Origin of the sequence: Kurthia sp. Dielmo (assembly GCF_000307285.2) — a bacterium.
In the GTDB taxonomy this organism is placed as follows: Bacteria; Bacillota; Bacilli; order Bacillales_A; family Planococcaceae; genus Kurthia; species Kurthia populi.
Map to the genome: position 1 here is coordinate 212,710 of NZ_HE578957.1, position 14,253 is coordinate 226,962.

General features: G+C 40.4%; 14 protein-coding genes, 1 pseudogene and 1 other annotated feature. Of the genes and pseudogenes, 2 read left to right on the forward strand and 13 right to left on the reverse strand.

Annotated features, from left to right (window positions below):
- Positions 1–31 precede the first annotated feature (31 nt).
- Positions 32–276 (reverse strand) — a binding site (T-box leader).
- 24 nt (positions 277–300) lie between these two features.
- The 4 genes from ilvD to KTHG_RS21775 all read right to left on the reverse strand — a co-directional run bounded on the left by ilvD (position 301) and on the right by KTHG_RS21775 (position 4,733).
- Entirely contained in the window at positions 301–1,968 is a 1,668-nt protein-coding gene (gene ilvD / locus KTHG_RS05960) for a dihydroxy-acid dehydratase (protein ID WP_139992177.1), read from the reverse strand.
- A gap of 313 nt (positions 1,969–2,281) precedes the next feature.
- A complete protein-coding gene (locus KTHG_RS05965) occupies positions 2,282–3,574 on the reverse strand; it encodes a D-arabinono-1,4-lactone oxidase (RefSeq protein ID WP_139992179.1) in 1,293 nt (430 codons plus the stop codon).
- Positions 3,562–4,002 carry a type III PLP-dependent enzyme domain-containing protein gene (locus KTHG_RS21770; RefSeq protein WP_255512394.1) on the reverse strand — a complete coding sequence of 147 codons (441 nt, stop codon included), beginning with the start codon at positions 4,000–4,002 and terminating at the stop codon, positions 3,562–3,564. The genes KTHG_RS05965 and KTHG_RS21770 overlap by 13 nt, the downstream gene beginning before the upstream one ends.
- Before the next feature lie 20 nt (positions 4,003–4,022).
- On the reverse strand, positions 4,023–4,733 hold the full coding sequence (locus tag KTHG_RS21775) for an alanine racemase (protein ID WP_255512395.1): 711 nt from the start codon (positions 4,731–4,733) through the stop codon (positions 4,023–4,025).
- Between the two features lie 384 nt (positions 4,734–5,117).
- Between KTHG_RS21775 and KTHG_RS05975 the strand changes: the two genes are divergently transcribed.
- Positions 5,118–5,666 (forward strand): cysteine hydrolase family protein, encoded by a 549-nt coding sequence (locus tag KTHG_RS05975; RefSeq protein WP_139992181.1) that lies wholly within the window; start codon positions 5,118–5,120, stop codon positions 5,664–5,666.
- Positions 5,667–5,706: 40 nt separating this feature from the next.
- Here KTHG_RS05975 and KTHG_RS05980 read toward each other — a convergent pair whose 3' ends face one another.
- Positions 5,707–7,086, reverse strand: a complete 1,380-nt coding sequence (locus KTHG_RS05980; protein WP_370362747.1) for an MDR family MFS transporter — start codon at positions 7,084–7,086, stop codon at positions 5,707–5,709.
- A gap of 148 nt (positions 7,087–7,234) precedes the next feature.
- On the opposite strand from KTHG_RS05980, the gene mscL reads away from it, so the two are divergent.
- On the forward strand, positions 7,235–7,615 hold the full coding sequence (gene mscL / locus KTHG_RS05985; protein WP_139992185.1) for a large conductance mechanosensitive channel protein MscL: 381 nt from the start codon (positions 7,235–7,237) through the stop codon (positions 7,613–7,615).
- A 103-nt stretch (positions 7,616–7,718) separates the two neighbouring features.
- Here the strand turns inward: mscL and KTHG_RS05990 are convergent, their stop codons facing one another.
- The 8 genes and pseudogenes from KTHG_RS05990 to KTHG_RS06025 all read right to left on the reverse strand — a co-directional run.
- A complete protein-coding gene (locus KTHG_RS05990) occupies positions 7,719–8,288 on the reverse strand; it encodes an SCO family protein (RefSeq protein ID WP_139992187.1) in 570 nt (189 codons plus the stop codon).
- A 72-nt stretch (positions 8,289–8,360) separates the two neighbouring features.
- A complete protein-coding gene (locus tag KTHG_RS05995; RefSeq protein WP_126990136.1) occupies positions 8,361–8,975 on the reverse strand; it encodes a hypothetical protein in 615 nt (204 codons plus the stop codon).
- Between the two features lie 124 nt (positions 8,976–9,099).
- On the reverse strand, positions 9,100–9,600 hold the full coding sequence (locus KTHG_RS06000; RefSeq protein ID WP_139992189.1) for a CcdC family protein: 501 nt from the start codon (positions 9,598–9,600) through the stop codon (positions 9,100–9,102).
- 19 nt (positions 9,601–9,619) lie between these two features.
- Positions 9,620–9,985, reverse strand: a complete 366-nt coding sequence (locus tag KTHG_RS06005) for a response regulator (RefSeq protein ID WP_370362748.1) — start codon at positions 9,983–9,985, stop codon at positions 9,620–9,622.
- A gap of 19 nt (positions 9,986–10,004) precedes the next feature.
- Positions 10,005–10,709, reverse strand: a complete 705-nt coding sequence (locus tag KTHG_RS06010) for a cytochrome c biogenesis CcdA family protein (RefSeq protein ID WP_139992193.1) — start codon at positions 10,707–10,709, stop codon at positions 10,005–10,007.
- Positions 10,710–10,927: 218 nt separating this feature from the next.
- On the reverse strand, positions 10,928–12,304 hold the full coding sequence (gene argH / locus KTHG_RS06015; protein WP_126990140.1) for an argininosuccinate lyase: 1,377 nt from the start codon (positions 12,302–12,304) through the stop codon (positions 10,928–10,930).
- Entirely contained in the window at positions 12,304–13,518 is a 1,215-nt protein-coding gene (locus KTHG_RS06020) for an argininosuccinate synthase (protein WP_139992195.1), read from the reverse strand. Before KTHG_RS06020 ends, argH begins: the two co-directional genes overlap by 1 nt.
- A gap of 281 nt (positions 13,519–13,799) precedes the next feature.
- Positions 13,800–14,231 (reverse strand): annotated as a pseudogene (locus KTHG_RS06025) (SDR family NAD(P)-dependent oxidoreductase); the annotation flags it as partial.
- Positions 14,232–14,253 lie beyond the last annotated feature (22 nt).

Here is a 14,253-nt window from a genome sequence, read left to right on the forward strand (position 1 = left end):
ATGCCACGCAAAAATACATTGCTCCTCTTTGCGTAGGGATGAAAAAACTTTCATGGTACCACCCTGCTTCGCTATAAAGTCACCTTTATAGCCTTATGAATAGACGAATCTATTCTTTTAATAACGAGTGCGAGCACCCGGAACGACCTAGTAGCATGAGGCGTTTAGTCATTCACTCCGAGGGGATGTCAGAAATAGCTGGCTACTGATTCACACCGGCCATCAGCTCTCTGGAAAGTCCATATCTATTTCCTTTTACCTCTTCAACGCTTTAAATATTGAATTTTTAGAATTTTTTAATTAAAACTTCATCGTACCGCCAGTTGATGCAGATGTTACTAAACTTGAGTAACGTGCTAACCAACCTTTTTTGATTTTTGGCTCAAATACTGGTAATGTTTCTGCGCGTTTTGCTAATTCCTCTTCCGCGACTTCAACATTAATCGTACGCGCTGGTAAATCAATTGTAATGATATCACCGTCATTGATTAGAGCGATTGGACCGCCCTCTGCAGCTTCTGGTGAAATATGACCAATTGAAATCCCGCGAGATGCGCCACTGAAGCGACCATCTGTAATTAATGCGACTTCCTTGCCTAGCCCACGCCCTTGAATAGCAGACGTTGGTGCAAGCATCTCTGGCATACCAGGGCCACCTTTAGGACCTTCATAGCGAATGACAACAACATGTCCTGCTTGCACAGTACCATTATCAATCGCTTCTTGTGCCGCATCTTGTGAGTCAAAGCAAATCGCTTCACCGCGGAATGTTTGAATCGATGGATCAACTGCTCCGACTTTAATAACGCCGCCGTTTGGTGCGATATTACCGAATAAAATCGATAAGCCGCCAACCTTACTATATGGGTTATCCTTCGTACGAATCACATCTGTATTTGTAATTTCATTGTTCGCGACATTTTCACGAATTGTTTTACCTGTAACGGTAATACGATCGGGATGAATCGCGCCTGGAATTTTTGTTAATTCATTAATGATTGCTGAGATACCACCTGACAAGTGAATATCATGCATCGAGTAATTCGATGCTGGCATGATTTTCGCTAAATACGGTACGCGCTCTGCTACTGTATTTATGTCATTGATGTCGTAATCAATTTCTGCCTCATGTGCGAGTGCTAATGTATGAAGCACTGTATTTGTTGAGCCACCCATTGCCATATCTAAGGCGAAGGCATCATCAATCGCTTCTTTCGTCACGATATCGCGCGGCTTCACATCATTTTTAATCATATCAACTAAGTTACGTGCTGCTTGCTTAATCAACTCATGACGCTTATCGGATGTTGCAACAATTGTCGCATTCCCCGGTACGGTTAAACCGACCATTTCCATTAAGGAGTTCATTGAGTTCGCTGTGAACATCCCTGAGCAAGAACCACATGTTGGACAGGCATTTTGCTCGATATCAAGTAATTCTGATTCACTCATGCGGCCACTTTTATAAGCACCGACACCTTCGAATACCGAAGTAAGGGATAATGGTTCGCCTTTTGATGAAACACCAGGCTCCATTGGGCCCCCTGTTACAAAGATAGACGGAACATTTGTACGAACAGCCGCCATCAACATCCCTGGTGTGATTTTGTCACAGTTTGGAATGTAGAACACACCGTCAAACCAGTGTGCGTTAATGACTGTTTCTGCACTATCGGCGATTAACTCACGTGATGGTAATGAGTAGCGCATACCAATATGCCCCATCGCAATCCCATCATCTACACCGATTGTATTGAACTCAAATGGAATCCCACCTGCATCAATAATAGCTTGTTTTACTACTTTACCGAACTCCTGTAAATGGACATGTCCGGGAATAATATCAATATACGAATTACAAATTCCGATAAACGGTTTGTCTAAATCTTTTGTTTTAACACCAGCCGCATAAAGTAAGCTTCGGTGAGGTGCACGATCGACACCCTTTTTAATCATATCACTACGCATTCACGACACCTCTTCTATATCTAAGTAAGAAGCGTATCAGTTGCATCAACGTTACTTGACGGCTGCTACTTCTTATAAAATCTATAAACGTTTGATTGTACCTCGTTTCAAATACGTTTATTAAATTGTTGTTATCATAGTATGTATACTCTATGAAGTCAACAGTCTATTTAGAATTATCAGACAATTAAAAAAATTATTCTGTACATTAAAGCGTTTACAAACGCATAATTACGCTTTTCTGCTCATTTTTGAATTTTTCGAAAAATTTTTAAAAATTTTTCATGCAATATATCGCGTAGGTCATTTTTAGCTAAATGAGAATTTTTCTCATATATTCAGTCATAAAAACGCTGTTAGGGTCGCATTGCTGTTGGTGTGTTAGAAATATATCAATATCGCTATACTGCTTTTTAAGCTCACATTGCGTGTAACGATTCATCTTCCCAAAATGCGCGCGTCCTCCGTATTTTTGTAAAAGATGGTCCATATAGCGAAAATAGCGCTTATACGGCATCCCTTTATACATATGGAACGCAAAAAAAGCACTATCTTGCTGCTGTGTGGGACTTAAAATGCCCGCTTCACCTTTTTGTGTGCGGCATTCAATCGGAAAATGCACATGAAAAAGCTCCCGCGACATCGTAAAATGAAGCTCTTCAAGAAATGCTTCGAAATAGTGTAATGGCATCGCATACTCACATTCTGCAAACTTCACTTGTCTTGGCGAGGCGAATATGCGATAGCTAATATCCTGTCTTGCCCCAATCGGTACGGCCTTCGCCGAAATCTTACTCACGAGGCTAGTTGTTTGTGGCATGCGCTTACAAAGGGACGACATACCTTGTAACACTTGATTTTCGATAAAATTGTCGAAAGGTTTTGTTGGCTGACGCTCTAACTGCTCATACGGAACTGCATTCATCACTTTTAATTGCATCTGCGACTGTCCTGGGAAGTAATACCATTCGGCGTGACGATTCGTTTCGATAATCGATTGAAACTGCGCTAGCGTATCCTGCACCGTTATACGCGACGACTCATAGGCTAAACCATATACAGGCACAACCTTTATCGTAATCTGTACGACAATGCCAAACAGACCGAGCCCAATATGTAGCGACTGTGCTAACGGATCTTCACGCGTCACTTCTCGGTAATTTCCTTCGCCATCCACAAGCCCCCAGCGTGTCACCTGACTCGATAAAGAGCCAAGCGTAATCCCTGTACCATGTGTCCCTGTACTTGTGGCTCCAGCGAGGGATTGCACATCAATATCGCCCATATTCGCAAGTCCATAGCCATACTCCTCTAAGAGCGGTCCGATTTCATATAAATGCGTGCCTGCCCAAAACGTCGCCTCCTGCTTCAGCTTATCTAGCTGAATAAGACCCCGCATACGTGTTAAGCTCACCCCTACGTCATCGGGTTTTGCGACACCGCTAAAGGAATGGCGAGCCCCCATTGCACGAATTGTTTGCTGCTTCTGTGTGACTTGCTTTATAAGTAAACTTACTTCTTCAATAGAAGCAGGCTCATAAATCATTGCCTTCGGTGTTGTAAATGTCCCTGCCCAGTTTGACCATCTTTCTTCTATAGAAAACATTGTCCTTCCCCCCTATAGGTTGTCATCGGCCCAATATACGTATTATGACGATAGCCATGTAATACTTGGAAACGCTCGCATAGCTCGCCTGCTTTCGCATGGCGTAGCACGATGGAATCCCCAATGGCATATTTATTTTTCGGCATTGCTAACGGTGTTTGCACTTCCCCCGCCCCTTCTGTTGCATAAAAAGCTAACTCGTCATCAGCGAGCACGGGCATTTTATCACTGCCTGTCGCGCCACTTGCGATATAGCCGCCCCCATGCGCCACAATCGTTGTTTGTGACGGCCTCCTTGTTGCACGTATCGCATAGCCCGCTGCGACTTCAAACGGCATATCGTCATAATAATCAAAGAGTCCTGGCCGGTATAAACCGGAACCAATTGTTACCTCGCTCACTTCGGGACAGGTTGCGGTATACGCCATACTCCCCGTTCCACCACCATTTACAAAGCGCAGCGGTCCTTGTTTTTTTCGATATAACGAACGACCTTTTGACGACGCTTTTGCACCTCTTTTTTAGCACGCTGCTGTAGGCGACGAATAACGGTGCCAGTCGCTTTATTCGCTGGACGATCACCTACACCAGCAATTTGTGCATCATAGCCCATCAAGCCGACAACATAAATATATGGACTGGGCAAAATGGCGTCGATAAAGCGCGCCGTATCCTTCGCATTCGTTAGTGCTGACCGTCGCGTTCCAAAATAAAGTGATGGATATTGCTGGGACACATTTAAATCCATACAAAGCGCAGCGGCAACATCTTCTTCCTCTGCTAGGCGCTTTAAAAAATCCACCTGTTCGACTGCATCGACCATAAACGTAATATCTTTCCCCTGATGAATCCAGCGCATTAACTGGCGCACACTCTTTTCCTCAAGCGTCGGATAGCCTAATAAAAAGTGATCAAATCCTTGTTCGCATAAATAAGCGGTTTCGGCTGCTGTAAATGTCATCCACCCTGCAAAACGCTGGTCGACAGCACGCTCAATATAGCGTAGAACATCTGTTGAGCGAATCGATTTTGTAGCGATGCGAATGTCTTTGTCACCGCTTCCTGCAATCATCGTACGAATATTCGCATCTAGCGCATCTAAATCAAGCCACGCATAAGGATGCTCAAATGTTTGAAAAACTGCTGGCATTTTTTTCATTGTCTTCTCCTCCATAAAAAAATCCTCTCACTAATCAAAGCATAAAGATGCTCTTAGGAGAGGATGACTATTTGGTTGCACCACCTATTACACATTAACACCCGGAATCAGCGTTAAGTCTAATGCCAAATTTAACATGACGAATAAATGCAAGCCTGCTACTACAAATCCAATTGTGTTATATTTTTTATTTGACATTTCGTACATACGATTCTCCACCTTTCTCTTCATAACAATCATTTTTTGCTGTTTTATGATTATTATTTGTAAATATCATATACCTTGAAAATAAAAAACGCAAACATTTTTTGTCGAAATTGTGACATTTTTTCAAGTAGACATTTTTCGATAACTTGCGTACAGTAAAGACAGGAGGCGATACAGATGAATAAAGCATTAGTCATCATTGATTACACAAATGATTTCGTTGCAACGGACGGCGCATTAACATGTGGCGCGCCCGGGCAAGCGCTCGAATCTTATATTACAAAATTAACGACACAATTTATTAACGACGAGCAATATGTCGTGTTTGCATGTGATTTACATGAAAAAAATGACCCGTATCATCCAGAAACTGCATTGTTCCCACCACATAATATTCGAGATACGGACGGACGAAAACTTTACGGTGATTTGCAAGCGGTTTATGAAACCTATGCGAACCGCAGTTATGTGAAATGGATGGATAAAACTCGTTATTCTTCATTCGCTGGTACTGATTTATTATTACGACTACGCGAGCGTGGTATTAATGAGTTACATTTAGTCGGTGTTTGTACCGATATTTGTGTACTACACACCGCTGTTGATGCGTATAACTTAGGTTTTACAATTATTATTCATGAACAAGGTGTCGCAAGCTTTAATCAAGCCGGCCATGACTGGGCACTGGCACACTTCACAGGCTCTTTAGGAGCTACGGTTATTTAAAAAAGACAGGAATCGCGCTTCTTACACGATTCCTGTCTTTTTACTGTGTGACAGCTTCTTTTTTAATTGTTAGCGCAAGTAATAAGGCGATAACCGCAAACACAAGCGTACCGACATAGACTGCCTGAATGCCAGTTGCGAACATATTAGCAGATGTAGCCGCAACCGTTGTAACGGTCACTACATTGAAAATGACGCCATAAATCGCCGCACCAAGTGATTGGCTAAACGTATTCGTAAATGAATTTAATCCTGTCGCTAAGCCAACATGCTCTTTTGAAACGGTTTTTTGAAGCGTAATAATTAGTAATGGCGCAATACAACCCATGCCTAAGCCCGTTAGTGCCGTTGCGCCAATAATAAAGATGGCAGATGTATGTGCCGTTAGTTGCGCCATCATTAGCGTACCGATAATTAAAAATACCGTACCACTGACAATAAAATATTTATTGGCTATTTTGCCAATAAAAACACCGATGCCCATCGCACCGAGTGTCCACATAATGGATAATGGTGTTAGCATCAAGCCTGCTACTGTCGCATTCTTACCTAGAACATTTTGCGCATAAAGTGGTACATATGCCGACATGCCGATGACGATGGCCATGGTGCAAAATGACAGTGCATTAATCGTCATTAGGCGACGATTTTTAAAGAGTTGTAACGGAATTAGCGGTTCACTTACACGCAGCTCTACTGCAATAAAAGCAGCTAGACAGATGAATACGATGCTATAGCAAACAATTTGCGTCGTCGTCCACCATTCCCCACTATTACTCCCCGTAATAATCGCGTACATTAAGCATAAAATGGCTACCGCGAATAAGACAGCACCCATATAATCAATTTTATGCTTCGTCACAACAAGCTGTTCCTCATAATAACGCGCAATAAAATAAATAGAACCAATTGCAAACGGTACATTTAATAAGAAAATATAATGCCATGATAAGCTATCAATTAAAAAGCCACCAATTAATGGACCAACAACACCTGCAACGCCCCATACCATACTAATATAGCTTTGGCCTCGTGCACGGGCTTTTTCTGTTTCAAATAATTCACTGACCATTGTCAGCGTAATCGGCAAAATTGAACCAGCGCCAACCCCTTGAATGGCACGGCATATAATGAGCATCACCATACTTTGTGATACCCCACATAACAAGGATCCTACCGCAAATAAGGTAATCCCAATTATAATCATTTTTTTACGACCGAATAAATCGGCCAATTTCCCAAATAAAATCGCTGCAATCGCCGATGTTAATAAATAAGCAGAATAAATCCAGCTAATTAATTCGACACCATTTAGGTCAGCGGTGATGCTTGGAATTGCCGTTGCTACAATGGTCCCTTCAATTGCAGCAAGTGCAGTTGCCAATAAAATGGCAAGAAAAACATAGTTCAAACTCGACACCTCCTTCGTTATGGTACATTAATTTTGTATCTTTTTCCTTATTTTAACCAATTTATTATAAAAATATTTGTCATAGACCCATTTTTTAGGTATCATACAATTTGTTAACTCATATAATTATTTCGTTATAAAGGAGGTGTACTCAAGTATGTGGAAAGAATTTAAAGAGTTCGCGTTAAAAGGTAATGTATTAGACCTTGCAGTCGGTGTTATCATCGGGGCAGCATTCGGTAAAATCGTTACTTCTTTAGTAGAAAACATCATCATGCCAATCGTTACTTTATTAATTGGTAAAGTGGACGTTTCAGACTTAGCTTACAAAAGCATTAAATACGGTGCGTTTATCCAAAGTGTCATTGACTTCGTGATTATTGCATTTTCTATCTTCTTATTTATTAAAATTGTTATGTCGCTTGGAAATAAAATGCGTCGTCAAAATGAAGTTGTTGAAGAAGCAGCAGCTGAAACACAAGAAGATGTACTTAAAGATATTCGTGAATTATTACGTCAACAAAACGAACATAAATAAGTTTGTAAGCATAAGAAAAACCGGAATCGCGCTGTGGTGCGGCTCCGGTTTTTCGTTATGAACGCGAAAAAGGAAAATGACGTAATTTGTCCCAGTTTCTTTTTTATTTTGGCTGTATATGTGCTAAATCATTAAGGATTTCACTGACAGGTACTTGACCATAACCATCATAGGATTTTCGAACAAAGCCCTGTTGGTCAACTAAATAAAAATTTGTCGCATGCATCATCTGTGAGCTCCCTCCCTCAGGCTTCACAATCGTTTTAAAGGATGTCGCTGCTAAAGTAGTAATAGCTGCCTCATCATAGCCCGTTAAAAGATGCCATTTTGATTTATCCGCTACCGGAAACTGATTTATGTATTGTGTGATTACAGCTGGCGTATCACGCGTAGGATCGACGCTAAAGCCAACAAGCGCATAATCCTCCATGCCAGCTGCCTTTAATTCCTTTTGAAGCTTGACCATATTCATCGTCATCGGCGGACATACGGTCGTACAATTTGTAAAAAAGAAGTACGCAATAAATGGTGTGCCTTGAAGTGATGCTAAGCTCGTGTTTGTTTGATGCTGATTCGTATAGTTGAAATCTGCCACCTTCCAGTGCATATCCCCTCGAAACGAACTGCACCCCGCTAGTACGAGCAGACACGCGACTAATCCCCATTTTCTCATATCATTCCCCCTTTAGTTAAGTATATAAAAAATACCTCCATAGCGCATTCGCACTTGGAGGTATAGAAGCGATTATTCTTTTGATACGTCATCCGGAATTGATTTTGTTGCCAATACTTTTTGGGTATCGTTATCGACGAAATCAACTTTACTCTTTGGCTCGTCCCAGCCTTCTAAAATTTGATACGTTGCAATTGAAATAGCGATAGCACCAAAGACAGTCGGATCTTTTTGCTTATCAAATTTATCCCCGTCAACAAAAATTTTCACATGTTCATACATATCATCGGTATCGACACCTTTAACCGATTCCATTGTTTTGCCTTCTGCTAATGCTGTTAGCGCACCGATAATGCCACTATTAATTTTTTCGCTTTGTTCTGCCATATTTTTTTCGCTCATTGTAAATTTCGTTTGTTCATCGCTAACATCTGTATGTTCTACAGAAGCTGGATCAATTTCACTCGATAATCCTTCACGATTCAAGTAAACATTCGGAATGACAAAAACTTTATTCATTGTAGCATCTGATGATGTTTTTGACGTTGTTTCTGCTGCTGATTGTTCGGTTGTCTCTGCTTGTTTCGCTGCATCTTTTTCTTCTGTTGTCCCCGTCATATTGCTACTACACGCTGCTAATGACAGCGACAATACACCCGTTGCTACAAGTAAAAGCCCTTTTTTCATAATGTAATCACTCTTCCTTACTGTTTCTATAGTCTCACCTATTCTAGCATACTTACTGAAAAAAATAGCGTATTCTGACGAAACGAAAAAAACCTGTCACAAGTTGTGACAGGTTTCTCCACATTTACACTTCTTTTAATTGTTTTTCAAGTTTTTTAAATTGCACGAGCATCGCTAAACGCCACGGTAATAACATTGAAAAGGCCAATAAAAAGAAAATGCCGCCAAGCTCGCCTAAATGGAATGTACCGCCTAAATAAATCTTCGCTACGGTACGGAAAATTAAAAGGCCTACTAACACGAAAATAAATGCTTTCGATGGTTTTAAATAAATATCTTGGGCGACTATTTCAAATTTTGATGTTTTAATTAAAATCAATGAGCATAATACACCGATAATCACTGTGATGGCTAAATGCTCCCAAGATAATCTGAAATACGGGAAAATATACATTAACGCCCCTGTTGACATCGCAACAGGGGGAATCATTATTTTTTTAGCACTTGCTGGCTTTTTTGCTGATTTTGCACGCATCAGCATTGCACTCACACCCATAAAGACGACAAAAACGGTCGAGGCAATAACCCAAAATTGTGTTGGGAGTTCTTTTATAAAGTCTAACACATTAATCTCTTCTTTCCATTTATACTTCTACGAGTCGTTTTAATGTTTCTACTAGGCGCTCCTGTGTAAAAGGCTTTGTCATAAAATCTTTGGCACCATTTTCAAGTGCGGTAATCACATTTTTCTGTTGGCCAACAGCTGTTACCATTAAGATTTTCGCCTCCGGAAACGCATCGCAAATTTCTTTTGTTGCTTCTAAGCCATTTTTTAGCGGCATCGTAATATCCATCGTCACGATGTCTGGTTGAAGCTCGCGATAAAGGTTCACCGCATCTTCCCCGTTATCTGCCTCACCTACGACGGTAAAATCTTCACCATCAATCATACGCTTAATCGTTTCTCGAATAAAAAATGTATCATCCACTATTAAAATACGTGTCATCATATCACCTCTACTTTATAAATTAAAATCCTGTAAAGTCGCCAAAAATCGGCGTGAATAATTGATTTAATTTACTCAATTGATCAAAGAAAATGAGTATACCAACTACAATCATAACATAGCCGCCTAATGTGACAACACGCTGCATATGATGTTTTAACAATTGAATTTTTGGCAAGAAAAATGCCATGACTAAAAATGGCACTGAAAAGCCTAGCACATACAGCAACATATAGCTAACTGCGCTTGTTGGATTCGTGCTACCAAGCAGAAAAATACTCGCTAAAATCGGACCTGTACACGGTGTCCATCCTGCCGCAAAAACAAGACCGATTAATGCGGAGCCAGCATAGCCTGTAGGACGATTTTTTAGTTGAAAGCGATGTTCCTTCATTAAAAGGGTTGGCTTAAAAACACCTGCTACAATAAGGCCAAAAATGACAATTAAAATGCCGCCAAGCTGCCGAATTAATTCGTCATATTGAATAAATAACACGCGAATAAACGATGTACTAAAACCTAAGACGATAAAAATAAGTGAAAACCCAACAAGGAAGGCAATCGTATGTAGAAGTGCTTGCTTTCGTCGAAGGCCATCTGCGGTAAGTTGTGCAGTTGAAACACCTGTTATATAGGATAAAAAGGCGGGATAAAGCGGCAACGTACAAGGTGATATAAAGCTGAGAAGTCCCGCGGCAAACGCAAAGAAATACGTTAAATCTGTCACATCAAAGCCTCCAATCTTTCTTTTAGTATAGCGCAAAATTATGTGCGAACTATGAAGTCTATTTGAACGACTCAAGGCTACTTATTATGTTACGTGAAAGACAAAAAAAATACCATAAAAAAAAGCGAACACCCCTCTGGATGTTCGCTTTTTCGGAGCATATGTATGTTCCGTTTATCGGATTGGCATCCCCTCTGTGATACGTTCTCCAATGTTCACTACTTGCGTAATGCTTTTGCTTTATCTAATTGAATTTTCACTTGATCAAAGCCTGTACCACCAAGAGAATGACGACGTTTTACCGCAGCTTCTGGTGCTAATACTTCGTAGACATCTTCTTCGATTAAGTCACTGCCTTCTTTCATATCCGCAAGTGTTAAGTCTAATAAGTAGATGCCGCGTTTAATACATGTGAAAACAAGTTTCCCTGTCACTTCATGTGCTTCACGGAATGGCATGCCTTTTGCAGCTAAGTAGTCTGCAAGTTCTGTCGCATTTGAGAAGTCATTATGAACGGCTGTATGTAGCACGTTTTTGTTGACGGTCATCGTACGAACCATACCTTCGAAGATTTTTAGCGCGCCGACAATTGTGTGTAATGTGTCGAACATGCCTTCTTTATCTTCTTGCATATCTTTGTTGTACGCTAGTGGAATGCCTTTTAGGACTGTTAGTAAGCCCATTAGATTGCCGTACGTACGACCTGCTTTACCACGAATTAATTCCGCCATATCCGGGTTTTTCTTCTGTGGCATAATGCTTGAGCCGGTTGAGAAGGAATCATCTAAGTCGATAAATTTGAATTCATCTGTTGACCAAAGAATGATTTCTTCTGCAAAGCGTGATAAATGCGCCATCATTAACGCGCCATTTGATAGGAATTCAACGATGAAATCACGATCGCTTACCGCGTCAATTGAGTTTTGGTATACCGTTGAGAAGCCTAATAATTTCGCACTTAATTCACGGTCGATTGGGAAAGTTGTCCCAGCTAATGCCCCTGCACCAAGTGGTGAGATGTCGATACGTTTCACAGATTCTGTAAAGCGTTGTTTGTCACGCTCTAACATCCAGAAGTAGGTCATTAAGTGATGTGCGAACGAAATAGGCTGCGCACGTTGTAAATGTGTATAGCCAGGCGCTAATGTTTCCACATTATCTTCTGCTTGCGCGATAATTGCATCTTGCAAGCTTTCGATTAATGCAATGACTTCCACAACACGTTTTTTAAGGAATAAGTGCATATCCGTTGCGACTTGGTCATTACGGCTACGTCCTGTGTGTAGTTTACCGCCAACAGGTCCTACTAAATCGGTTAACATTTTTTCAAGGTTTAAGTGGATATCTTCATTTTCCACTTGAAACTCTAATTCGTTATTGTCTGCTTTAATTTTTAATTGTTCTAGGCCGCCTTTGATTGCCTCTACTTCATCGGCTTTTAAAATACCACATTCACCAAGCATCGTTACGTGCGCAATACTGCCCTCAATATCTTCTGTAACGAGTTGCTGATCAAAGCCAATTGAAGCGCCAAATTCATCTACCCAAGCTTCGGCAGATTTTTGGAAGCGACCGCCCCATGCTTTTCCGCTCATTAGTTTGTACCTACTTTTTTACCGTTCACGATAGCATTTACTTTCGTTGGAAGGCCCCATAATTCAATGAAACCTACAGCTGAGTTGTGGTTGAACTCATCATCTTTTGTATATGTTGCTAATTTTTCATCATATAAAGAGTTTGGAGATTTACGTCCTTCAACGATTGCATGACCTTTGAATAGGCGTACACGTACCGTACCGTTTACATATTGTTGTGTGTTTTTGATGAATGCTTGGATTGATTCACGTAATGGAGAGAACCATAAGCCGTTATAAATAAGCTCTGTTAATTGTTTTTCAACAACTGGTTTGAAGTGAGCTAATTCTTTTACTAATGTTAAATCTTCTAATTCTTTGTGTGCGATTAATAATGTGTGTGCACCTGGAATTTCGTATACTTCACGAGATTTAATCCCTACAAGACGGTTTTCAATGTGGTCGATACGGCCCACACCATGTTTACCAGCAAGTTCATTTAATTTTAAGATCATGTCAGATAGTTTGTACTCAACGCCATCTAATTTTGTTGGTACACCAGCTACGAATTCGATTTCGATAACATCTGCTTCGTCTGGCGCATCTTCGATTTCAACTGTTAAGTCGTACGCATCTTTCGGTGGTTTTGCCCAAGGATCTTCTAAAATACCACATTCGTTTGCACGGCCCCATAAGTTTTGGTCGATTGAGAATGGAGAGTCTAAGTTGATTGGAATCGGAATATTACGTTCTTTCGCATATTCGATTTCTTCTTCACGGCTCCAGCCCCATTCACGAACAGGTGCTAATACTTCTAAATCTGGGTTTAATGCGTTGAAAGCAACTTCGAAACGAACTTGGTCATTCCCTTTACCTGTGCAACCATGTGCAACAGCAGTAGCACCAGTTTGTTCAGCGATTTCAACTAGTTTTTTAGCGATTAACGGACGAGATAATGCCGATACTAGCGGATATTTTTGTTCATACCATGTGTGACCTTGTAGAGACATTAATGCGAAATCATCTGCGAATTCGTCTTTTGCGTCGATTACGAATGATTCAACAGCGCCAACTTTTAATGCTTTCTCTTTTACGTGTGTAAGGTCTTTCCCTTCACCAACGTCTAAGCAACAAGCAACTACTTCGTATCCTTGTTCTTGTAACCATGTGATGGCTACGGATGTATCTAAACCGCCTGAATAGGCAAGTACTACTTTTTTGTTTGTGTTTGTCATAATGTATTCCTCCAAAGCTGTAATGTTTATTTGTATGTTTATGCGTTTGCGTTTAATATTTATGCACTAATAATAGCATGCTATTTTTATAAGTGCAAGTGTATTTTTATAAATTTTTTCGAAAAACATCATTTTATGTAAAAAGTTCTTAAATAGTAAGTAAATCAATGATTTAAGCGAGAATTTTTGTTCATTTCTTTTTAGCATTTTTATTTTTATACAGATAAAATGCATAAAAGTGATTTTTTATACAATTTTAATGCATAAAAAATCACTTTTAATCATTTCCTATTAAATAGTGGTTTGCCGATTTTTTCAACAAGCCCTGGTGATAACGCGTATAATTTGCTTGAGATCCCCATATACCATGGTAAATTCACTTCACGTTTTCGTGTTTTTATTGTATGAATTGTCGCCTTCGCAACCGCTTCTGGCGCTAATAATACATTTTTCATCACTTTTCGATATGCGTTTGTTGCATCTGCATGGTCTAAAAATGGTGTATCAATCGGTCCCGGATGGATAACTGATACTGCAATTTTTTGTGCTGCCAGCTCCATGCGAAGCGCATTCGTATAACCGATTAATGCATGTTTTGTCGCTGCATACATACTCGCTTTCGGCGTCGCGACCTTCCCTGCTTGCGAGCCCATAAAAATAAATTGGCCTCCTCGCGTCATATGCGGTAATAATTCGCGCACAAGAATCGCCGGTGTCGCGACATTTTAATTGAAT

Excerpts from the sequence above, each read along its gene's own strand:
- mscL (WP_139992185.1), top strand. The coding sequence starts at position 7,235 with ATGTGGAAAGAATTTAAAGAGTTCGCGTTAAAAGGTAATGTATTAGAC.
- KTHG_RS21775 (WP_255512395.1), bottom strand. The coding sequence starts at position 4,733 with ATGAAAAAAATGCCAGCAGTTTTTCAAACATTTGAGCATCCTTATGCG.
- KTHG_RS21770 (WP_255512394.1), bottom strand. The coding sequence starts at position 4,002 with ATGGCGTATACCGCAACCTGTCCCGAAGTGAGCGAGGTAACAATTGGT.
- KTHG_RS05965 (WP_139992179.1), bottom strand. The coding sequence starts at position 3,574 with ATGTTTTCTATAGAAGAAAGATGGTCAAACTGGGCAGGGACATTTACA.
- KTHG_RS05975 (WP_139992181.1), top strand. The coding sequence starts at position 5,118 with ATGAATAAAGCATTAGTCATCATTGATTACACAAATGATTTCGTTGCA.
- KTHG_RS06020 (WP_139992195.1), bottom strand. The coding sequence starts at position 13,518 with ATGACAAACACAAACAAAAAAGTAGTACTTGCCTATTCAGGCGGTTTA.
- ilvD (WP_139992177.1), bottom strand. The coding sequence starts at position 1,968 with ATGCGTAGTGATATGATTAAAAAGGGTGTCGATCGTGCACCTCACCGA.
- argH (WP_126990140.1), bottom strand. The coding sequence starts at position 12,304 with ATGAGCGGAAAAGCATGGGGCGGTCGCTTCCAAAAATCTGCCGAAGCT.
- KTHG_RS06005 (WP_370362748.1), bottom strand. The coding sequence starts at position 9,985 with ATGATGACACGTATTTTAATAGTGGATGATACATTTTTTATTCGAGAA.
- KTHG_RS05990 (WP_139992187.1), bottom strand. The coding sequence starts at position 8,288 with ATGAGAAAATGGGGATTAGTCGCGTGTCTGCTCGTACTAGCGGGGTGC.
- KTHG_RS05995 (WP_126990136.1), bottom strand. The coding sequence starts at position 8,975 with ATGAAAAAAGGGCTTTTACTTGTAGCAACGGGTGTATTGTCGCTGTCA.